At 60.8% G+C, this 19,002-nt stretch carries 26 protein-coding genes and 1 tRNA gene; 22 read left to right on the top strand and 5 right to left on the bottom strand.

The features are described from left to right. The first annotated feature begins 32 nt into the window (after positions 1 to 32). The 6 genes from AC0L2Y_RS09015 to AC0L2Y_RS08990 all read left to right on the top strand — a co-directional run bounded on the left by AC0L2Y_RS09015 (position 33) and on the right by AC0L2Y_RS08990 (position 4,840). On the top strand, positions 33 to 3,035 hold the full coding sequence (locus tag AC0L2Y_RS09015) for a hypothetical protein (protein ID WP_473555474.1): 3,003 nt from the start codon (positions 33 to 35) through the stop codon (positions 3,033 to 3,035). A gap of 88 nt (positions 3,036 to 3,123) precedes the next feature. Then, positions 3,124 to 3,846, top strand: a complete 723-nt coding sequence (locus AC0L2Y_RS09010; RefSeq protein WP_473555473.1) for an N-acetylmuramidase family protein — start codon at positions 3,124 to 3,126, stop codon at positions 3,844 to 3,846. Beyond that, a complete protein-coding gene (locus AC0L2Y_RS09005; protein ID WP_473555470.1) occupies positions 3,843 to 4,061 on the top strand; it encodes a hypothetical protein in 219 nt (72 codons plus the stop codon). Before AC0L2Y_RS09010 ends, AC0L2Y_RS09005 begins: the two co-directional genes overlap by 4 nt. Continuing rightward, the gene (locus tag AC0L2Y_RS09000; RefSeq protein WP_473555467.1) at positions 4,061 to 4,330 is read left to right on the top strand and encodes a hypothetical protein; all 270 of its coding nucleotides are present in this window, start codon (positions 4,061 to 4,063) and stop codon (positions 4,328 to 4,330) included. Before AC0L2Y_RS09005 ends, AC0L2Y_RS09000 begins: the two co-directional genes overlap by 1 nt. Continuing rightward, complete coding sequence (locus AC0L2Y_RS08995; protein ID WP_473555466.1) at positions 4,315 to 4,524, top strand: hypothetical protein; 210 nt, start codon at positions 4,315 to 4,317, stop codon at positions 4,522 to 4,524. The genes AC0L2Y_RS09000 and AC0L2Y_RS08995 overlap by 16 nt, the downstream gene beginning before the upstream one ends. After that, complete coding sequence (locus tag AC0L2Y_RS08990) at positions 4,517 to 4,840, top strand: hypothetical protein (RefSeq protein WP_473555464.1); 324 nt, start codon at positions 4,517 to 4,519, stop codon at positions 4,838 to 4,840. Before AC0L2Y_RS08995 ends, AC0L2Y_RS08990 begins: the two co-directional genes overlap by 8 nt. 1 nt (position 4,841) lies before the next feature. On the opposite strand, the gene AC0L2Y_RS08985 is transcribed toward AC0L2Y_RS08990, so the two are convergent. Then, positions 4,842 to 5,147, bottom strand: a complete 306-nt coding sequence (locus AC0L2Y_RS08985; RefSeq protein WP_473555462.1) for a hypothetical protein — start codon at positions 5,145 to 5,147, stop codon at positions 4,842 to 4,844. 140 nt (positions 5,148 to 5,287) lie between these two features. Here AC0L2Y_RS08985 and AC0L2Y_RS08980 point away from each other — a divergent pair, with 140 nt between their 5' ends. Both AC0L2Y_RS08980 and AC0L2Y_RS08975 read left to right on the top strand, forming a co-directional pair. After that, positions 5,288 to 5,494: a hypothetical protein gene (locus AC0L2Y_RS08980; RefSeq protein ID WP_473555459.1), complete on the top strand. Its 207-nt coding sequence runs from the start codon at positions 5,288 to 5,290 to the stop codon at positions 5,492 to 5,494. Continuing rightward, entirely contained in the window at positions 5,494 to 5,658 is a 165-nt protein-coding gene (locus AC0L2Y_RS08975) for a hypothetical protein (RefSeq protein ID WP_473555457.1), read from the top strand. Before AC0L2Y_RS08980 ends, AC0L2Y_RS08975 begins: the two co-directional genes overlap by 1 nt. Here the strand turns inward: AC0L2Y_RS08975 and AC0L2Y_RS08970 are convergent. Both AC0L2Y_RS08970 and AC0L2Y_RS08965 read right to left on the bottom strand, forming a co-directional pair. Next, on the bottom strand, positions 5,655 to 5,990 hold the full coding sequence (locus AC0L2Y_RS08970) for a hypothetical protein (RefSeq protein WP_473555455.1): 336 nt from the start codon (positions 5,988 to 5,990) through the stop codon (positions 5,655 to 5,657). The genes AC0L2Y_RS08975 and AC0L2Y_RS08970 overlap by 4 nt on opposite strands. Then, positions 5,987 to 6,226, bottom strand: coding sequence for a helix-turn-helix domain-containing protein (locus AC0L2Y_RS08965; RefSeq protein ID WP_258116554.1), 240 nt, complete (start codon positions 6,224 to 6,226; stop codon positions 5,987 to 5,989). Before AC0L2Y_RS08965 ends, AC0L2Y_RS08970 begins: the two co-directional genes overlap by 4 nt. A 114-nt stretch (positions 6,227 to 6,340) precedes the next feature. Here AC0L2Y_RS08965 and AC0L2Y_RS08960 point away from each other — a divergent pair, with 114 nt between their 5' ends. From AC0L2Y_RS08960 to AC0L2Y_RS08940, 5 genes are all read left to right on the top strand, one after another. Further along, the gene (locus tag AC0L2Y_RS08960) at positions 6,341 to 6,727 is read left to right on the top strand and encodes a hypothetical protein (protein ID WP_473555453.1); all 387 of its coding nucleotides are present in this window, start codon (positions 6,341 to 6,343) and stop codon (positions 6,725 to 6,727) included. Beyond that, entirely contained in the window at positions 6,724 to 6,972 is a 249-nt protein-coding gene (locus tag AC0L2Y_RS08955) for a hypothetical protein (RefSeq protein WP_473555451.1), read from the top strand. The genes AC0L2Y_RS08960 and AC0L2Y_RS08955 overlap by 4 nt, the downstream gene beginning before the upstream one ends. Next, the gene (locus AC0L2Y_RS08950) at positions 6,957 to 7,220 is read left to right on the top strand and encodes a hypothetical protein (protein WP_473555449.1); all 264 of its coding nucleotides are present in this window, start codon (positions 6,957 to 6,959) and stop codon (positions 7,218 to 7,220) included. The genes AC0L2Y_RS08955 and AC0L2Y_RS08950 overlap by 16 nt, the downstream gene beginning before the upstream one ends. Beyond that, positions 7,217 to 7,519: a hypothetical protein gene (locus tag AC0L2Y_RS08945; RefSeq protein WP_292627624.1), complete on the top strand. Its 303-nt coding sequence runs from the start codon at positions 7,217 to 7,219 to the stop codon at positions 7,517 to 7,519. The genes AC0L2Y_RS08950 and AC0L2Y_RS08945 overlap by 4 nt, the downstream gene beginning before the upstream one ends. Before the next feature lie 164 nt (positions 7,520 to 7,683). Continuing rightward, complete coding sequence (locus AC0L2Y_RS08940; RefSeq protein WP_473555447.1) at positions 7,684 to 8,265, top strand: hypothetical protein; 582 nt, start codon at positions 7,684 to 7,686, stop codon at positions 8,263 to 8,265. Between the two features lie 95 nt (positions 8,266 to 8,360). On the opposite strand, the gene AC0L2Y_RS08935 is transcribed toward AC0L2Y_RS08940, so the two are convergent. Next, positions 8,361 to 8,450 (bottom strand) — tRNA-Ser (locus tag AC0L2Y_RS08935). A gap of 461 nt (positions 8,451 to 8,911) precedes the next feature. Here AC0L2Y_RS08935 and AC0L2Y_RS08930 point away from each other — a divergent pair. The 9 genes from AC0L2Y_RS08930 to AC0L2Y_RS08890 all read left to right on the top strand — a co-directional run bounded on the left by AC0L2Y_RS08930 (position 8,912) and on the right by AC0L2Y_RS08890 (position 18,313). Then, positions 8,912 to 9,643 (top strand): hypothetical protein, encoded by a 732-nt coding sequence (locus AC0L2Y_RS08930; RefSeq protein WP_473555445.1) that lies wholly within the window; start codon positions 8,912 to 8,914, stop codon positions 9,641 to 9,643. Positions 9,644 to 9,916: 273 nt separating this feature from the next. Further along, a complete protein-coding gene (locus AC0L2Y_RS08925; RefSeq protein ID WP_352491342.1) occupies positions 9,917 to 11,140 on the top strand; it encodes a septal ring lytic transglycosylase RlpA family protein in 1,224 nt (407 codons plus the stop codon). A 131-nt stretch (positions 11,141 to 11,271) separates the two neighbouring features. After that, positions 11,272 to 12,402, top strand: coding sequence for a D-alanyl-D-alanine carboxypeptidase family protein (locus AC0L2Y_RS08920; protein WP_473555738.1), 1,131 nt, complete (start codon positions 11,272 to 11,274; stop codon positions 12,400 to 12,402). 64 nt (positions 12,403 to 12,466) lie between these two features. Next, the gene (tmk, locus tag AC0L2Y_RS08915; protein ID WP_352491343.1) at positions 12,467 to 13,141 is read left to right on the top strand and encodes a dTMP kinase; all 675 of its coding nucleotides are present in this window, start codon (positions 12,467 to 12,469) and stop codon (positions 13,139 to 13,141) included. Next, entirely contained in the window at positions 13,138 to 14,193 is a 1,056-nt protein-coding gene (locus tag AC0L2Y_RS08910; RefSeq protein ID WP_352491344.1) for a DNA polymerase III subunit delta', read from the top strand. Before tmk ends, AC0L2Y_RS08910 begins: the two co-directional genes overlap by 4 nt. Before the next feature lie 122 nt (positions 14,194 to 14,315). Continuing rightward, on the top strand, positions 14,316 to 15,902 hold the full coding sequence (gene metG, locus AC0L2Y_RS08905; protein ID WP_352491407.1) for a methionine--tRNA ligase: 1,587 nt from the start codon (positions 14,316 to 14,318) through the stop codon (positions 15,900 to 15,902). Then, complete coding sequence (locus AC0L2Y_RS08900) at positions 15,902 to 16,696, top strand: TatD family hydrolase (protein WP_352491345.1); 795 nt, start codon at positions 15,902 to 15,904, stop codon at positions 16,694 to 16,696. Before metG ends, AC0L2Y_RS08900 begins: the two co-directional genes overlap by 1 nt. 3 nt (positions 16,697 to 16,699) lie before the next feature. Further along, positions 16,700 to 17,518: an MBL fold metallo-hydrolase gene (locus tag AC0L2Y_RS08895; protein ID WP_352491346.1), complete on the top strand. Its 819-nt coding sequence runs from the start codon at positions 16,700 to 16,702 to the stop codon at positions 17,516 to 17,518. A 204-nt stretch (positions 17,519 to 17,722) separates the two neighbouring features. Beyond that, a complete protein-coding gene (locus AC0L2Y_RS08890; protein WP_473555442.1) occupies positions 17,723 to 18,313 on the top strand; it encodes a hypothetical protein in 591 nt (196 codons plus the stop codon). A 102-nt stretch (positions 18,314 to 18,415) separates the two neighbouring features. On the opposite strand, the gene AC0L2Y_RS08885 is transcribed toward AC0L2Y_RS08890, so the two are convergent. Next, entirely contained in the window at positions 18,416 to 18,970 is a 555-nt protein-coding gene (locus tag AC0L2Y_RS08885) for a DUF2076 domain-containing protein (protein WP_473555440.1), read from the bottom strand. Positions 18,971 to 19,002: the final 32 nt, after the last annotated feature.

The raw sequence follows: 19,002 nt of genomic DNA, 5'->3' as shown, positions 1-19,002 counted from the left end.
CCACCTTCTTCTTAGATGCGGAGTCGATCAAAATGGCGACCACTTCGGTTGATCAAGTCACTGGCTATGGCGAAACGGTAGCATACAAGGCGCCGTGCCGCCTAGCGACCACGGCAAACATCGTTCTGAGTGGTTTACAGGCGATCGACGGTACCCTCACCGGTGCCCAAGACCGGGTGCTGGTGAAGAACCAGACTGACGGTTCGCAGAACGGCATCTATATTGCGGCAACCTCTGCCTGGGTGCGGGCGCAGGATATGGACAGCAACCGCGACATCGCCACTGGAACGCAAGTTCTTGTGTGGGGCGGGGCAACGAATGCCGGGCCTTGGTACATCGAAACCGAAGGTCCTATCTCGATCGGAACAACGCAGTTGGTCTTCGCCTTCTCATTCGAGCAGGCTGGCGTTGATGCCATTATCCAAGAGGCACGAGACGCGCGCGATGCCGTAGAAGGCTTTGCAGATGATGCGGAAGATAGCGCAGACGCCGCCGCCGCCACTCTCGTCCTGACCAATGCCGACGTCGCCGCTACCGATGCGGCCGTCCTGGTTGCCGAAGCTGCTCGTGATGCCTCACTCTCCGGTCACGGTGTTTTCGCAACGACTGCGGCCGGCATTGGCTTTGGTATCCAGGATGTGACGATCACCGCTGCCGGTTCCGGCGGCACGGATGGCACCTTCGACGGCTCCTATACTGGCGGGACCGGTTCGGGCGGCACGGTCCGCTTTGTCGTGTCCGGCGGTGCGGTGACGCAAATCCTTCCCGGCGCCAAGGGGCTTTACACCGTCGTTCCGACCGGGATGAGCTTTGCTGCTTCCGCTGGCCTGACCGGCGCGACCGCAACACCCATTCTCACCCGCAATACCCCTCTTGGCGAGTATTTCTGGGCACCGCTCGATACGACCTATCTGGCCCTGTATCTGGTTGCCGCAGGTCCGGCCGCAAGCGATACCGGCATCCGCCACGCCCTGCCGCAAAACCTCTGGCCCGATCCCTACGCCGAACAGCTTTACGACGATCAATTCGTCACGCCTCGAAGTGGCAATGATACCAGGACGCTGCTTTACAATCCTGTCGCGACCTACAATCAGCCAAGCGCTTACACCAGCACCGGGTCGTTCAACAAGCCGGGCCTGCTGACCTATTCAGGAACGCTCTGCTACCGGCGGGTGGGGCTGAACAAGCTTGGCGCGAAGATTGGTGAAACGTGGAGCTTCGGCGTTGCCGCGAACCATTCCGCCGGCAGCAACACCATTACCGTCGTCTGCTTCAAAGCGCCCCCTGCCGGGCTGGCATCGGTTGGTTCCGTCACCATCGGCAATCCTGTTGGTTCGGGGTATCACGAAACGTCCGGATCGATCCTCATCCCGGCCGATACCGTCTTTGTCGAAATCCGCATATCGCCCGGATCTGGAGGCTCTTCGGAAATCCTCGCTGTTTCAGCGGCTCGCGGTACGGTTGCGGCTCCGTTCAGCAACGCGCCGGCTTCTCGCGATGTCTCGACACTGCCGGGGACGCAAGCGCTCAATCAGGACCCATTCTTTCGCAAAGCTTCCGCCGGCCTGCTGACGGACAGCAACGGCAACGAATATATCGGCGGGACGGTCACAGGCACGCAAGCCACTCTTATCGACCCGCCGGCACAGTCGCCATTCCGGACACAGTGCGTCAATCTCGCTGCCGGCGTCCAGCTTCACCGTATCGCCCTGCCGATCGCCGACTTCGGCGTGAAGCTTGGGGAAAAGGTCAACATCATCGTTGGGATGCTGCTTCAACAGTCGGTCCAAGTGGCCGCCTCATGGCAGCAAGGCACCGGCACGCCGACAATCGATTACGCCTCACTCAGCGGCCCGCGCGCCCATCTGGCCACGATTACGCTTGCATCCCCCGGCGTCTTCACATGGACCGGGCACGGCCTAGCCGTCGGTGACCGGATCATACTCACCACAAATGGGGCGCTGCCGACCGGGTTGACCAGCGGCACCGCTTATTATGTCAAGACGGTTCCCGACGCGAACACCTTTACTGTCGCGGCGACCCTTGGCGGAACGGCGATCAATACCTCTGGTTCGCAGTCCGGTTCGCACACCGTCACTCCGGTTGGTTTCGCAGAGTTCCAGCTAACCCTGACAGCCGATGCGAACGTCATTTCGAGCGGCACCGGCATTCTGTTGTCCTGGATCATCGCCACGCCTGGCATCATCACAGATGCGCAGATCGTCGGCGTCAAAGTCCAGAAAGCCATGTCGCGGCTCATCGACAATGACGGGCTTTCGAACCGTCTGGCGATTTCGGCAGGGACGGCGGCAACATCACCTGTCGCGGGCGAAGTATGGCTTCATACCGGGGACAGCCTGATCGAGGGGACTGGACTTCCCGGCTTGTCCATTACCGACGTCATCGCCTTGCAGACGGGGCTGAACATCAACAATGGCGGCATCGGCGGGACCCGGCTGGGCTTCCACTCCAACGCCAATTACAACACGGTTTCGGCAGGTCCGATTGTTGACGCCTTCATTTCTGGCGATTGGACGGCGGCAATCGCAGCCATGGCCACGGAAGGACATACGGCAGCCCTGAACCGGCTGATGTCGGTCGTCCCGGAAGACCTTGAGGGGCATCTGCTGTCCTACGGAACCAACGACTGGACCGGGGCAGGGGCAGCCCAGCCCATCGGGGATCTGACTGATACCACCGTTCTGACGTGGTGCGGGGCGCTCAACTACGTCATCGCAACTTGGTCAGCCAACTTCAAGAAGTGCAAGCTTGTCATGTCAACGCCGACATGGCGCGCCAGCCCGTGGGACCCGAACAGCGCCGTCAATGATCGGGGCGACAGTCTCTATGACCTGATCGACGCGATGGAAACGCTTTGCCACAAGCGAGGCGTCCCGGTCATCAATATGCTGGAGAACAGCACGACCAACGAGTTCAACTACGATTACTACCTGGCCGATGGCAACCACCGGCTTGAAACCGGTTCGATCCTGTACGGCGGCAAGATGGCGTCCGGGATCAAGAGGTTTTTCTAGGCCCTGCTCTCTTCCAAACCCCACGAAGGAACCTCCCATGGATGATCTCTCATTCAAGGGCGCTGCGAAGCGCCTAGACGACCTTGATTTGCCCAAACTCGGCGCCCTGATCGGCGTCGGCGAAGATGAGTTGCACGCCTTTATCGATGTCGAGACGCGGGGATCTGGCTTCGATCCGCAGGGGCGGCCAATCATCCTGTTCGAGCGCCACAAGTTCTATCAGTATGTGCCGGCAGCAAAGCTAACCCAGGCTGTCAATGCTGGCCTCGCGAGCAAGACGCCGGGCGGATATGGCAAGGAAAGCGAACAGTACGGCAAGCTTCTGAAGGCTATCGCGATCGACCGTCAGGCGGCGCTCTATTCCTGCTCATGGGGCCTCGCTCAGGTGATGGGCTTCAACCACAAACTCGCCGGCTACGACACGGTTGAGGCGATGGTTGCGGCCTTCATGGCGGATGAAGAGACGCACCTTCAGGCGGCCGTCACTTTCATCAAGAACACCCACATTGACGACGAGCTTCGCGCCCACAATTGGGCCGGCTTCGCGTTCGGCTACAACGGCGCGAACTATCGGATCAATGCCTACGATAGGAAGCTTGCCGAGTCCTTCGCCAAGTGGTCGCGCATCAAAGACACGCGGTGGCCACAGGCAGCGCCGCCAGCGCCCGCGAAGCCAATCCCCGCTCCGCAGCCGCCCATCATGCCCGCGCCCTCTGTGCCGCCTCCTGTGCCCGCGCCTGTCGCGAAGCAAGGCTTCTGGGCGGCGCTTATCGAAATCATCATGAAACTGTTCGGCCGAAAGGGCAAATGACCATGTGGACCCGCATCAAGAAGTTTTTCAGCGGCAGCGAAACGATATTCTGGGCACGGCTTCAGGCTGCCATCGGCCTCGTCGCCACCATCGTTACCTACGTCGATCCACAGGTGCTTTCGCCGATCATTCCAGGCGACTGGTTTCCGTGGTTTCTCGTCATCAACGGCGTGCTGACTGAGTTCCTTCGCCGTCGTCGCGCTGAGGATTTGTGATGGCCGCGCTCCTAGCGATGCTCGGCGCCATCCTCGGCAACAGGACCATCATGGCTCTCTTCGCCGCGGTTGTCGGCGGGCTCGGGCTGTACGTCGCTGGCGGGATCAATCGGGCCAAGAAGGACGCCGCCAAACGCGCGGCCGAACAGCTTGCCGCCGCGCAAGACCGCCTCGAAATGGACCGTGAAGCCACGGCAGCCGAACGCGAAGCCGCCGGCATGACCGACGCCGAAGCAAGGGAGGTCGCGACCAAATGGGCAAAGCGCTAATCCTCTGCCTGGCGCTCGCTGGCTGCACGACAACAGCGCCGATCGGCAACCCGCGTGAAGTGTGGTGCGACCACAATCAACCGCGCCGGCCGTCGCTCGCGGTCGTCGGCGCAATGACGCGCGCCGAACTGGACGAGATGAACGCCTTCAACGGGCAGGGCGCAAAGTGGTGTGGGTGGAAAGCAAATGCATGATTGGTTCGATCTTCTCGGCATCAAGGGGCCGGTCGTGGCTGCTGGGCTCGCTGGTGGTGTTCTCAGGGCCTTGTCGCGACATCGGTACAAAGTCCGCGAGATGGTCGCCTCACCGATCTGCGGTGCGCTTGCGGCCGCTTATCTCACCTTGCCGGTGGTGACATATTTCAAGGCGACTGGCCTGCCGATTCCTGACCCTGCTGACGACACGACAACGCTTGCGGCCGCGTTTCTGATCGGGGTCTGCGCTATGTGGATCTCAGATATCCTATTCGAGTTCGTCATTCGGAAGTTCAAGCCGGCGGCGGAAGAGTAGCTTAATCCGCCTCATCTACCAGCGCCTTCCTGCGCTTCGGGGGTCGATATTTCTCCACCAGCTTGACCTTGTCCAGATCCACCGTCACCAGCGGTCCTAGATCGATCGTCACCTTCTCTTCATCGATCCTGGTGACTTCGCCGGTAAGCTCGATTGCCTGGCTTCGCTTGACCTTAGACTTGCTGTCTCGGATCGAATGCGGAAAGCCGTAGCTTGGAATCGAGACGCTTACCCGGTCCTCCGTGACCCGCCTTCGAACCGTGGCCGTGATTGCAACCACGTCACCGATGCCAATGCCCCGCGCCATGCCTTGAGTCTGGAGCGGCCGGCGCCTTAGTCAAGATGCTGCTAATATACGGCAATGACGCGGCTTGGCGGACTGGAAAATCTTCCTATATCGCGCGAATGGCAAACGGCTGGACAGTTCAGGGGTTGATAGACGAGCGCATGGAGCTCCATGCGTATTGCTACGAACCACGATGCCGCCACAGTCAGCCGCTCGACCTCGAAAAGCTGAAGGCTAAGCTCGGCCCTGATGGGCCGGCAATGGCCGACGATCTGATTCCCAAGCTCAAATGCGCCAGCTGCGGCGGCAAGCGTGTCGGGTTGACCTATACGCCCGATACCGCGCCGCCTCCTTACCGGCAACACTGATGATGGACCAACCAGCTACAACCTACGTCGTGAGCGTGTTCGAAAAGCCGCACTGGCGCACGGTGCTGGTCACGAAGGACAAGGCCAAAGCTGAGGCTATGGCGAAGGACATTGGCAAGGGCGCCCAGATCGAAGAAATTACCCCGAAAAAGAAGAAGCGTTAAACGCCAGCCGGCCGGTGCCCGAAACGCCGCGTCGGCTTTTTTGTGCCTTCATGCCGGGCCTGCTGGCGCTTGGCCTTCCTGATCCGCGGCAAGTCCTGGGTGTGGGTCTTGATCTCACCGCATTTGAAGTGAGCCGGGCCGCAGTTCGTGTTCACGTCCGGGCCTAGCAAGGCGAGGGCGCGCACGTGCTCGATGATCCAGCGGTCTTCGTGGCGGCGGATCGGCTCGCCGCAAAGGCAGCACGGCGCGACGTTGTGCCGGGTGGCATGCTCGGTGAAGATGGCTTGCCGGCGCTTCGCCGACATGCGGGCGCGGGGAGTGTTGGCGGTCACGGCTTGGCCTTCAACCTCACGCCTGGGCTTCCATGGTTCAGAAACTCGATGCCCTCGGCCTCAAGTACGGTCATCACCGCGCGAACCTTATCGAGCCCGCTTGTCAGACCCTCGGCGCCCTTCTTCTCCATTGCGCTTACCGTGTTGATGTTGATGCCAGCGCGCTTCGCCAGCGTCCCTTGGTCCATGTCAGCTAATGCGCGGGCTGCGCGAAGCTGGTTTCCCGTTGTGAGCATTCTGTGTCCTCTGCCTGTCTAACTAGGAATATTTCATAGTTGGCCGTTGACGGCAACTTAATTCGGGTTCATGGTGAACTGGTAAATATAACTAGTTAACAAGGAATAGACCACATGCCGAACATCACTGTTCGGGCAGCCGCCGAAGGCATGCCCAAAGTCAACCGTCTCGCGCCGCATCCCGCCGACGATCTATCGTTCATGCACCGCAAGCCGCGCGATGTCGGCGGGATCTGCTATTGGAACATCGAGGCAACCGGCCGCTACGGCGCCGACTGCGATAACGGCCATTCGCTGGCTCGCGAATATCTCGACTACATCGGCCGGCATCCCACCAACGGAAACGGGACCCTGCTTGCCTGCATCGTGAACGATATGATGGTCCGGCGCCGCGAAGAGGGGAAGTTGAGCGGCGTCGAGCTGGCGTTTCTGAACGAGATCAACCGACACGCCATGGCCACCGCCAAGTTTGTCGTTGCGACCGTGGGCGGTGCGAAATGAGCGCCGCCAAGGAAAAGACCACCTTAGCCGATCTGGAGCCGCTGCTCTGCGACACCATCAACATGCTCGACGTTCTCGTAAGCATGATGGACCGTATGGGCCTAACCTCAAAACAGGCCGGCGCCAATCACGTGCTGACCCAAGGCGAGGGCGATCAGCTTTTCTTCGTTGCCTGCACCGCGGCATCGATGTCCGAGAAGGCTAGGCAAGCCTACTATGAAGCGCTCGGATGGGACGCGTCATGAGCGGGCCTTCTGACGACATCCAGGATCTGCAATCCGATATCGGGAACCTGCACCACTTGCTGGAAGTGCTCTATGATCAGACCGGGGAACAGGAGTTCCAGCGCGACGGTAAGCGGATCGCCTTGGCAGACCAGATACACGCGCTGGCGATGATCGCCCGCGACCTCGCCGAACGCCTGAACGAAGCGGCCGAAGCCTGCGTCGACAAGGCGCTGGCCGACGCCAAAGCCAGAAAGGCCGCATCATGAACGCGCTTACTTCCGCCCCGACCGTCGAACCCTTCTGCGTCTCTGACACGTTCATCACCGGCGCCGGCCCGCTCCAGTTCATGGGCGACAATCTCAGGCTGACGCTGCATGTGTTGCAGCGCTCGACCTATGACGGCGGCACTGAAAACGCCGTTGTTTCAAAAATCGTTGGAAGTCGCGCCGACATGCTGAAAATCGCAGCCGCCATTCTCAGTGCTTGCAACTCCCGATCAACACCAGCGGATAAAGTGGTGGAAAACTTCATGGAGTTTCTTGAGGGACCCACCGGCCGTCACTGATCAAGTCGCCAGCTCGACGACATGGCCCGCTGCCTCACGGTGGCGGGCTTTTCATTTAGCGGGGGCTAACTTCGCGATCAGCGGGCATAAGCCAGAAGGGGGTGCTGGCCATAATCCGCATGTCTCGGCAACATTGCTGCGATCCCCAGCGTCAGGTTGAAGCAATGAGCAGCCCCGCAGATCGTGTTAAGCCGTATACCACGCTTGCCCATATCGAAGGCGCGAACACCTATGGCGTGCCGCGCGAGAAATGGGCGAGATTGACAGCCAAGCAGAAGAACGTTTTTCGCAACAGGCTTTACCGCGAAAGGATCGAGGCGGACCCTGAAGCGTACGCCAAGTTTAGAGCGCGCGCCAATGAGCTCAGACGAGGGAAAGACAGAAGCAGGGGATGGAAAGCAGCTAACCGCGATAAACAGAACGCTTACAACCGAGCATATTACCGGCGCGCGAAGGCGCGGAAGGCCATGAAGCTAGACCCCGGCAGGATCTACGCCGCAATTTTCAAGGCCATACCGACCGGTTGGCCGAAGCATATGCGAGACGACGTCGCCGGGATGATTTGTCTCGACATACTGGAAAATCGCGCCCACCTCGATCGTGTAGACCAGCTTGTAAAAACAGCCTCGACCCGGTTCAACCGCACCATGGAGACGTGGAAAACGAAATCGCTCGATGCAGCAATTGAAGGCACGGACAACGCTCTTATCAACATGGTGACGGTTGACGACTTGCCATGGCATTAACGTGCGTCATCGCGCCCGTACGTTAGGAACGGAGTTAGGAATGGAAAGGAAGCAGAGAAGAAACTGCATTATAATCAACACGTTACTAGCAAATATGGCGGAGGGAGTGGGATTCGAACCCACGGTGGGCTTGCACCCACGCCGGTTTTCAAGACCGGTGCCTTAAACCGCTCGGCCATCCCTCCAAGGTGACTTTTCAATCACTTAGGATATCGCGAGAGGAGCGGGTTCGAGCTGTCGGTACCGGATTGGCACCAGGACGTTCCCCGACCGGTTCGCGTTCCATTCCTGTAAAGCCGCATTCAACGCCAAGTCAACCGTGGCGGCCGCACCTTTCGGCGCGATCCAGGACGGTGAGAAGCGCCATGGCGAGCTGTGTTTTGTGCTGAGTGTGGAAAATCGTTTTTAAAACCCGCACGGAGTATTAATCGTTGAGCGCTGATATGTTGAGCGCATTAGGGACATGTAAGTAAATCGTATTCTGGAGTTGATTTTGGCCGTACTTGGCGCTCTCCCGCCCGGTCTCCGCTGTAGACCAATCTGCGAAACCGACTGGGAGGGAGTGGTCGATTGCCTGTGCAGGGGCTTTCCGGCGCGTAACCGGAGCTACTGGACACACGCTCTGACCCGCTTGTCGCAGCGGCCTGTGGTTGCCGAGTTCCCACAATATGGCTTTGCCATGGAGCACGCCGGTCAGATCGTCGGCGTTGTGCTCACCCTTTATGCTCGCTACCAGGGGTCGGAGAGCGAGGAAATCCGCTGCAATCTTTCAAGCTGGTCAGTCGATGCAGAATTCCGTCCTTATGGTGCCATGTTGGTAGCGGCGGTTCTCAAGCGGAAGGACGTGACCTACACGAACATTTCGCCCGCACAAGCGACATTGAAAGCCAACCGGGCGCTCGGCTTTCGGCTGTTCTCCAGCGGACAATTTACCTTCTTGCCGGCTTTAAGTTCGGCGCAGCGGTCATGTCGCGTGCTCGAAATGCGTCCCGATCTTCCGGAATTGGCGATGCTGCCCGAGGGTGAGAGATACATACTCTCGGAACACGCCGCGCTGGGCTGCCTGTCGTTGATCTGCATTTGCGACGGAGCAGCGTTCCCCCTGGTGTTGATGCCGCGCCGAATGTTGCACGGTGTTATCCGATCCCATCAGGTCATCTATTGCCGCTCGCTTGCGGATTTGAGCTGCTGCGCCGGTGCGATGGGGCACTTTCTCTTGCGAAGAGGAATCCTCGTTTGCTTTGTCGACGCCAAGGAGCCGATTCCAGGTTTGGTGGGATGGTACCGGCCCAACAAGGGGCTGAAATATTTCAGGGGTCCCAAACCACCTGCACCTGGAGATCTGACGTTCACCGAGCTTGTGATCTTCGGTCCCTGAATCTGCGCTGGCAGCCAGGCCAAGCGAAGGGCAAAGTGCGCCACGAACGGCGTTGCTGATCGATAAGCGATGACTTTCATGCCGATCGGCGAGACGGTTCGTGCCACAATCTCGCCCGGTTCCGACCACAATCGGTTAATACGGTGATAAACAATTCCTGCGCACAAAAAGGATTGGGGTAGGGCGTCACCGGCGTTTCTGGAGTGGGTGCTTTGGCATCGCTGACGTTTATGCTGCGGTGCCTTCGTCGATGCTATAGGGGACAATCAAAATATGCAGACCACGGCGCGCCCGCGTCTTCGTCGCGCTTCCGCTTTCGCGCTGTTTGCCTTGTCGGCCGCCTTTCTTGCGGCATGTGCGACGCCGCAGCAAAAGGCGATGGTCAACAAGAAACCTCGCTCCAAGGAATATTTTTCCGAAGCCGAGTATGGCGTGAAAGCCAGCCCGCGCGTGATGTTCAAGACATCTCGGGGACGCGACCAGCTCGGCAAGCCCTATCAGGTGCGCGGCAAGTGGTATTATCCGAAGGAAGACAAACGTTACGCCAAGGTTGGCCTCGCGTCCTGGTACGGTGAGGCGTTCCACGGCCGGTTGACCGCCAACGGCGAAGTTTACGACATGGCAGATCTGACGGCGGCGCATCCGACCATGCCGCTGCCGAGCTATGCGCGGGTCACCAACATGAAGACCGGCAGCTCGGTGATTGTGCGCGTCAACGATCGCGGACCCTATCATGATGGACGCATCATCGATGTGTCGAAGCGCGCTGCTGAAATGCTCGATTATGCCAATATCGGTACGGCCGAGGTGAAGGTCGAATATGTCGGCCGTGCGCCGCTCGAAGGCAATGACGGGCAGTATCTTATGGCTTCGTATCGTCCAGGCAACAGGGTGCCGGATCCGTCGGACGGTCTGCCCAGCGGTGTCATGGTCGCGATGAATGGGCCGTCGCCAAGCCTGCCGGTGAGCGCTGCTGCCGTGCCGTTCCCCGGTCAGCTGACGAATTCCGGGCAGGGATCCGATGCAGGGCCTGTCATGGCGGTGCAAGCATCTGCTTCGGGAGACATTGTACTGCCCGATTTCGGCCCGATCGTGCCAGAGCGTCCGGAGATCAACCTGCCGGCGCAATCGCCGTTCACCGTGGCGTCGCTGTCTTATGCGGACGAGCGCGTGCAGCGCGCCTCCAACGCGTTTGCCGGGTTGGATGGCGCCGGCATTTCGCCCGCCGAAATTCTTCAATCGTGGAAGCGGCAAGCTCCTCCAACCGGGTCGCCCGCGGCCTATGTCGCGGCGGGTTCGTTCGAGAATGCCGCCGAAGCGGAGCGTGTGGCTGCCCAGCTTTCCAGCTTCGGCAAGACCGAGATCCAGCGCTCGGAACTTGAAGGCAAGGACTGGTACTCGGTCAACCTCTTTGCCGACGGCCGTGGCAGCCTGGACGAGATGCTGCAGGCAGCGTGGTCGCATGGTGCGCCGGATGCGCTTGCTGTACGCAACTGAGCTCGGGGCTGCCTGGTTTTTTCGTGCGCGATTGATCCGCCAGGCAAAAGCCTGATAGCTTCTGCCAACTTGCAAAAGCGCCGGCTCACTGGTCGAACCTGATGAAATTTTTTCACCCTTTCACCGGGCTTATGGCGCTCGGCCTGCTGCTGCTCTCGCTTGCGCCGGCCTCAGCACAGCTTTTCGAGACCAAGGCCGCGCAGGCCTTCATGATCGATGCCGAAACCGGAACCGTGCTGTTTTCCAAGGACGCCGACAGGTTGATCCCGCCGGCCTCGCTGGCCAAGCTGATGACGATGGAAGTGGTCTTCGACGCCATCAAATCAGGGCGCATGACGCTCGATGACACCTTCGTGGTGAGCGAGAACGCCTGGCGCAAAGGCGGCGCTCCTTCGGGGACATCGACCATGTTCGCCAAGCTCAAGTCGACGATCAGGCTGGAAGACCTGATCCAGGGCGTGACCGTGCAGGCGGCCAATGACGGCTGTATCGTCATCGCTGAAGGGATGGCCGGGTCCGAGGCAAACTTCGCGGCGCAGATGACCGAGCGTGCCCGCCAGATCGGCTTGCAGAAATCGACTTTTGTCAATTCCACCGGTCTGCCGGCCGATGGGCAGCAAACGAGCGTTCGCGAACTCGCGCTTCTGGCGCTGCATATCTGGCGCAACTACCCGGATCTCTACCGCTATTACGGCCAGAAGGATTTTACCTGGAACAAGATTTCCCAGAGGAACCGCAATCCGCTGCTGGCCATGGATATAGGCGCCGACGGGCTCGCGGTCGGCGCGAGCGAGCAATCCGGGTTCGGCATCGTCGGCTCGGTCAGCCACAATGGCACAAGGGTGATCGCGGCGATGAGCGGCCTGGCAAACGACCGCGAGCGTGCTGAGGAAGCGCGAAAGCTGCTCGACTGGGGCGTTCGCTCCTTCGAGAAGACTGAAATATTCGCCAAGGACGAAGTGGTTGGCGAAGCCCAGGTCTTTGGCGGCGCCAAGTCCGGTGTCGCGTTAAAGGCAAAAGGACCGGTGCAGATCTTCCTGCCGATCACCAACCGCGACAAGCTCACCGCCAGGATCGTCTATGACGGACCGGTTGCAGCGCCGGTGGAGGAGGGGCAGCCGGTCGGTGCGCTGCGCGTCTGGATCGGCGATACGCTGAGCCAGGAGACGCCGCTGTTTGCCGCCGAGTCGATCGGTGTCGGCTCGCTGCCGCGGCGCGCGCTCGATGCCGCCAAGGAACTGGCCGTCGGCTGGCTGCGTTAGCACCGTCGCGGTGGACCTTTTTTCCCGCCGGGACTATACGGTCCCCGAAGTATGGACAAAGGCTTTGGCGCGCGGATTTTTCATCACTTTTGAAGGCGGCGAAGGAGCAGGCAAGTCGACGCAGATCGAGCGACTGGCAAAGAAGATGCGCGCCAAGAAATACGATGTGCTGGTGACACGTGAGCCGGGTGGCTCGCCGGGCGCGGAGGCGGTCAGGCATGTCCTGCTTTCAGGCGCAGCCGAGCCGTTCGGCCCCAAGATGGAAGCGTTGCTTTTCGCCGCTGCGCGATCCGACCATGTCGAACAGGTCATCCGGCCGGCGGTCGAGCGCGGCTCGGTCGTGCTTTGCGATCGTTTCATGGATTCCTCGCGCGTCTACCAGGGCGTCACCGGCGGCCTCGACCCGGCATTCATGGACGCGTTGGAGAAGGTCGCCATCAACGGCATGGTGCCGGACATGACACTGATCTTCGACATCGACCCTGCCGAGGGCCTGAGGCGCGCTACCGCCCGGCGGGGAAGCACTGACGGACCGGACCGCTTCGAGAAGGAAACATTGGCCATCCACCAACGCCGGCGTGAGGCGTTTCTCGCGATCGCCGCAGCTGAACCCGAACGCTGCGTCGTCGTCGATGCGTCAGTCGACCCCAACACGGTGGAGGATGTCGTTACCGCCACCGTCTTCGCGGCTCTCGAGAGGATGATGCCGGCGCAAAGAAGGCAGGCGGCGCCGGCATGATTTTCGAACGCATCGCGCCCGAACAGCACGACACGCTGGACGGGGTGCCAGAGCCATCCGAGACGCCGCGTCTTGTCGGTCACCTGCAGGCGGCCAACATGCTGGCCACCGCTTACCGCTCGGGAAAGCTGCCGCACGCACTGATCTTTGCCGGACCGGTTGGCATCGGCAAGGCGACGCTGGCCTTTCACCTGGCGCATCATCTGTTGAGGCACCCGGCCTTCGAGCAGGCGCCGGAAAGCCTTGCCGTTCCAGATCCGGCTTCGTCACTGTTTCGCCAGATCGCCACCGGGGCACATCCTTCGGTGCTGCATCTTACACGCCCCGCGAACGACAAGACCAAGAGCTTCAAGACAGTGGTCACGGTCGACGAAATCCGCAAGGTCAGCCGTTTTCTGTCGTTGACGTCGCACGACGGCAGCTACCGGGTGGTTATCGTCGATCCCGCCGACGACATGAACACCAATGCTGCCAATGCCTTGTTGAAGAATCTTGAAGAGCCGCCCGCGCGCACCTTGTTCATCCTCATCGTCCATGCGCCGGGCAGTCTGCTGCCGACGATCCGGTCGCGCTGCCAGATGGTGCGGTTGGCGCCGCTCGATGCCGAGAGCTTGATGACGGTTCTGGAGGGTATCGAGCCGCCGCCACCGGAGGATCCTGCGGCGCGCGCGGCGCTGGCGGAGCGGGCAGCGGGCAGCGCGCGCAATGCGATCCTGTTGACGCAGTATGGCGGGCTTGAAATCGCCGCCACCCTCGACGCTCTGGTGATGTCCAAAAAGACAGATGTCGCAGGCGCCTACCGTCTTGCCGAGGCGGTCGCCGGCCGCGACCAGGCGATCCCGTTCGAGATATTCAATCGCCGCGCGCTTGATCTGCTGTCGGCCGGCGCCAGCCAGGCAGCGCTCGCCGGCGATCTCGCGCGGGCCAAAACGCTGTCGGATACTTGGCACGAGGCTTTGAACGCTATATCTGAAACCGAGACCTACAACCTCGACAAAAAGCAGCACGCCCTGACCATGATCGACCGCCTGAATTCTGCAATGCGAATGTGACGGCCGCTGGCGTGGCTTTTGAAGCTCCTGAGTATTGATTCCCAATCAATCGCAGGAACTTCGAAGCCACCACATTGGCGTCGGATGGCAATTGCCGTTTCGATGCGATATCTCACCGCGACATCTTTCATTCAGACATTCATGACGGCTCATCCATGGCACGCGAAAAATACTACGTCACGACGCCGATTTTCTATCCGAACGGCAAGCCGCATATCGGCCATGCCTACAATGTCATCGCCAGCGACACGCTGGCCCGCTTCCAGCGGCTCGACGGCAAGGACGTCTTCTTCGTCTCGGGAACCGACGAGCACGGTTTGAAGATGCAGCAGACGGCGGACGCCGAAGGCCTGACGCCGAAAGCGCTTGCCGATCGCAACTCGGCGATCTTTCGCTCGATGCTCGAAGCGACCGGTTGCTCGAACGACGTTTTCATCCGCACCACCGAGGAGCGTCATTACAAGGCCTGCCAGGCGATCTGGACGCGCATGGCTGAGAATGGCGACATCTACCTCGACCGCTACAGCGGCTGGTATTCGGTGCGGCAGGAAGCCTATTTCGACGAGGCCGAAACCAAGGTCGGTGACGACGGCGTGCGCCGCGAACCGCTCGGCTCGCCTGTCGAATGGACCGAGGAAGAGAGCTATTTCTTCCGCCTTTCCGCCTATCAGGACAGACTGCTCGCGCTCTACGAGAACAGCCCCGAGTTCGTCGGACCGGCAGAGCGGCGCAATGAAATCATCAGCTTTGTCAAATCCGGCCTGAAGGATCTGTCGATCTCGCGCACCACATTCAAATGGGGCGTGCCGGTGCCCGGCGATGGGAAGCATGTGATGTATGTCTGGGTCGATGCCCTAACCAACTACATCACCGCCGCCGGTTATCCGGATCCGGCCAATGAGAGATGGTCTTTCTGGCCGGCGAACGTCCACGTCATCGGCAAGGACATCATCCGCTTCCACGCGGTCTACTGGCCGGCATTCCTGATGTCGGCCGGCGTCGAATTGCCGAAGCGCGTGTTCGCGCATGGTTTTCTGTTCAACCGTGGCGAGAAAATGTCGAAGTCGGTCGGCAATGTCGTCGACCCGTTCGCGATGATCGAGCACTACGGCCTCGACCAGGTGCGCTATTTCTTCATGCGCGAAGTGCCGTTCGGCCAGGACGGCAGCTACAGTCATGAGGCAATCGTCAACCGCACCAATGCCGACCTCGCCAACGATCTCGGCAATCTGGCGCAGCGCTCGCTGTCGATGATCGCCAAGAACTGCGGCGGCGTGGTGCCTAAGCGCGGCGAATTGAGCGATGCCGACAAAGCGATCCTCGATCAGGCAGATACCGCCCTTGTCACGGCGCGCAGGACGATGGCCGACCAGGGCATCCACCTTGCTCTGGCGGCGATCTTTGGCGTAGTGGCCGAAGCCAACCGCTATTTCGCCGGGCAGGAGCCATGGGCGCTGAAGAAGACCGATCCGGCGCGCATGGAAACGGTGCTGTGGACGACCGCTGAGGTGATCCGGCGTGTCGGGTTGCTGTGCCAGCCCTTCATTCCGCAGTCGGCGGCAAAGCTGCTAGATCTTTTGGCGGTGCCGGCCGGCAGCCGCAATTTCGAGCATGTCGCGGAAGGCCATTCGCTGGTATCCGGTACGGCGCTGCCGGCGCCGGAACCGGTATTTCCACGCTATGTCGAGCAAACGGATACAAGCACCTGATGCTGGTCGACAGTCACTGCCATCTCGACTTTCCGGATTTCGCCGAAGAGCGGGCGGCCATCGTCGCCCGCGCCCTTACGGCCGGCATCGGCCGAATGGTGACGATCTCGACGAGGGTGAAGCGATTTAGCCAAGTGCTTGAGATTGCCGAGACTTTCGATGAGGTGTATTGCTCGGTAGGCACCCATCCGCACAATGCGGCCGAAGAGCTTGATGTCACTGTCGATGATCTGGTGCGGCTCTCTGCTCATCGCAAAGTGGTGGCGATCGGCGAGGCCGGGCTCGACTATTTCTACGATCATGCGCCGCGCGACGCACAGGCGCAGAGCTTTCGCACCCACATCGCCGCGGCGCGCGTGACCGGTCTGCCGTTGGTCATCCATTCGCGTGACGCCGACGATGACATGGCTGATATCCTCGAAGAAGAGACAGGGAAGGGCGCCTTCCCCTTCATCCTGCACTGTTTTTCGTCGGGGCGCCGGCTGGCCGAGATCGGCGTGGCGCTCGGCGGCTACGTCTCGTTTTCCGGCATCCTGACCTTCAAGAACTCCGCCGAGCTGCGCGCCGTCGCCGCCGATGTGCAGCGCGACCGTCTGCTGGTCGAAACCGACGCGCCATACCTTGCGCCGATACCGTTTCGCGGCAAGCGCAACGAGCCTGCCTATGTTGCGCATACAGCCAAGGTGCTGGCCGAGACGATCGGCGTCAGCGAGGCCGAGATCGCTGATATCACCACGGATAATTTCTTCCGGCTGTTCAGGAAAATGCCGCGCCCGAGCGCGCCGGGCGCCTGACGCATGAGCGACCGGTTACGTCTTACCGTCCTCGGCTGCGGCTCTTCGCCGGGCACGCCACGCATCACCGGCGACTGGGGCAATTGCGATCCCGCGAACCCCCGGAACCGGCGCACGCGCACTGCAGCGCTCGTCGAGCGGATCGCGGCGAGTGGCGCCCGGACCACGGTCGTCATCGACACCGGCCCGGATTTCCGCGAGCAGATGCTGCTGGCATCGGTCAAGCGCATTGATGCGGTGGTCTATACACATCCGCATGCCGACCATATCCACGGCATCGACGATTTGCGCGGCTTCGTGCTCGAGCAGCGCCACCGGATCGACATCCATGCCGATCAGGCTACCATGCTGCGCCTACGCGAGGCGTTCCGCTACTGTTTCGAAACACCGAAAGGCAGTTCGTATCCGCCGATCGTCAACGCCCATATCATCGACCACCACAGGCCGGTGGTGATCGAAGGCGAGGGCGGCGCCCTCACCCTCGAACCGCTGCTGCAGCTCCATGGCGACATCACCTCGCTGGGTTTCCGCATCGGCGGGCTGGCCTATTGCCCTGACGTCAGCGACTTTCCGGAGGCGACCGCCAAGCGTTTGCGCGGGCTGGACATGCTGGTCATCGACGCGCTGCAATACACCATCCATCCGAGCCATCTGTCGCTTGGCCAGGCGCTTGGCTGGATCGAGAGACTGGCGCCGAAGAACGCGGTGCTGACGCATATGCATGTGCCGCTCGACTACGCCACGGTAATGGCCGAGACGCCTGATAACGTCGAGCCTGCTTATGACGGCATGACGATCGAAATCCCTTATGAATCAGCGTGAAGGACCAAGTTTTTACGGCTGGGTTCCCGGGTTGGATCTCGCGAGGTGCTATCTTCACGCCACATCTAATCGGCCACGTCAGTTCCATAATCTATCTTATGCGACTAACGCCTATAGCATCCGTTGGCGGCGAGATCAGACCGGTCATTCTTAGACATTCGCTATAGCGCTGTGGAGGCAACGGGCATGCTAGGGTTGCGAATCATGAAGACACTCCCGCTGCTTGCAAGTCTTGCCCTCACACTCGCGTGCGCGCTCACTGACGCGCGAGCGCAGGACCTTGATCGTGCTCCAGGCGAAAACGACCTGGCTTTCGCCAAACGTGTTGTTGGGTTCGCCGACAATGCTGATCCGCACACCACAGCCGTGAGCTGGAACGGCCTCCAGACACTCTTTGTCGATTACCAGACCGCTGAGGACTATCCGGAACGCCCGCTCGTCGCGCTGCAACGACTAGCTGACAACAGGTATCGTGCAATCCAGGTCACGCTCGGTGAACAAGAGGGCGACACACCGGACATTGCGCTGGGCCTCGCCAACGCCGACCACGACCCGGCAAAGGAACTGATCGTGATACTTTCCTGGGCTCAGATGCACTACGATGTCGAAGGGACGCTCTACGAAGTTCGCATCTTCGATGATCCCAAGCCGGGCCAGAAGGCGCTGACTCAATTGAAAGCGAGCCGGAAGTTCGATGCCACATGCGACTGCCATTGGCGCGATGGCACAACGAAGCACTTCCGCTTCAAGACCATCGCGGCGGTCAAGACTGAACTGAAGCGCCTGGGCTATTAGCGGCCGGCGGGGGCTCGCTTCCCGGATGTTGCCCTCGCCACCTCGCCTATGCTGACCCGCAATCTTCACCAGCGCCGGCACAGGCACAGGCTGGGTCGCTCGTCAGAACTCCATATCACCGAAATCCCCGCCATTATCGGAGCTGGAATCGCCTGCCTGATCGGCTTCGTCCGGCTGCGGCGTCGGCTGTTCAGCTGCCTTCGCTTCGCTGCCGCCAAACATGCCGGCGATCGCGTTGCCGAGCAGCACGCCGCCCGCCACGCCCATCGCGGTCTGCGCGGCGCCGGCAAGAAAACCGCCGCCTGCCCGCTGTGGCGTGTCCTTCGGCCCTTCAGTTGCAACGGAGGCGGTGCGCCCTGCCCGCGGAACCGAGCCTGAGCGCCTGCCGCCGCCGCGGCCGAAGAAGCCGCTGAGCGGTCCACCGCCGGCCGGCTGCTGCGCCTGCTCTTCCAGTTCTTCGATGCGTGCCTGAGCTGCGTTCAGCGCCTGCTCCTGCACCACGATCGTCTGGGCCATGTAATATGGCGCCCCAGGCTGCTGGGTGATCTGGTCCTGGATGAAGCGCTCTGCTTCGGCATCGCGCGGCGGCGCCTGGCGCTCGACGTTTGCCAATTTCTCGAAGAGCTGTCCGATCGCCTGTTGATCGTTTCTGTCCATGATGTCCAACTCCGGTCTTGGTTCAACGCCGG

The sequence above is a fragment of the Mesorhizobium sp. WSM4830 genome (genome assembly GCF_055811495.1).
Note: the sequence above shows the minus strand (reverse complement) of the source record. Positions and strands in the feature narration are given on the sequence as shown.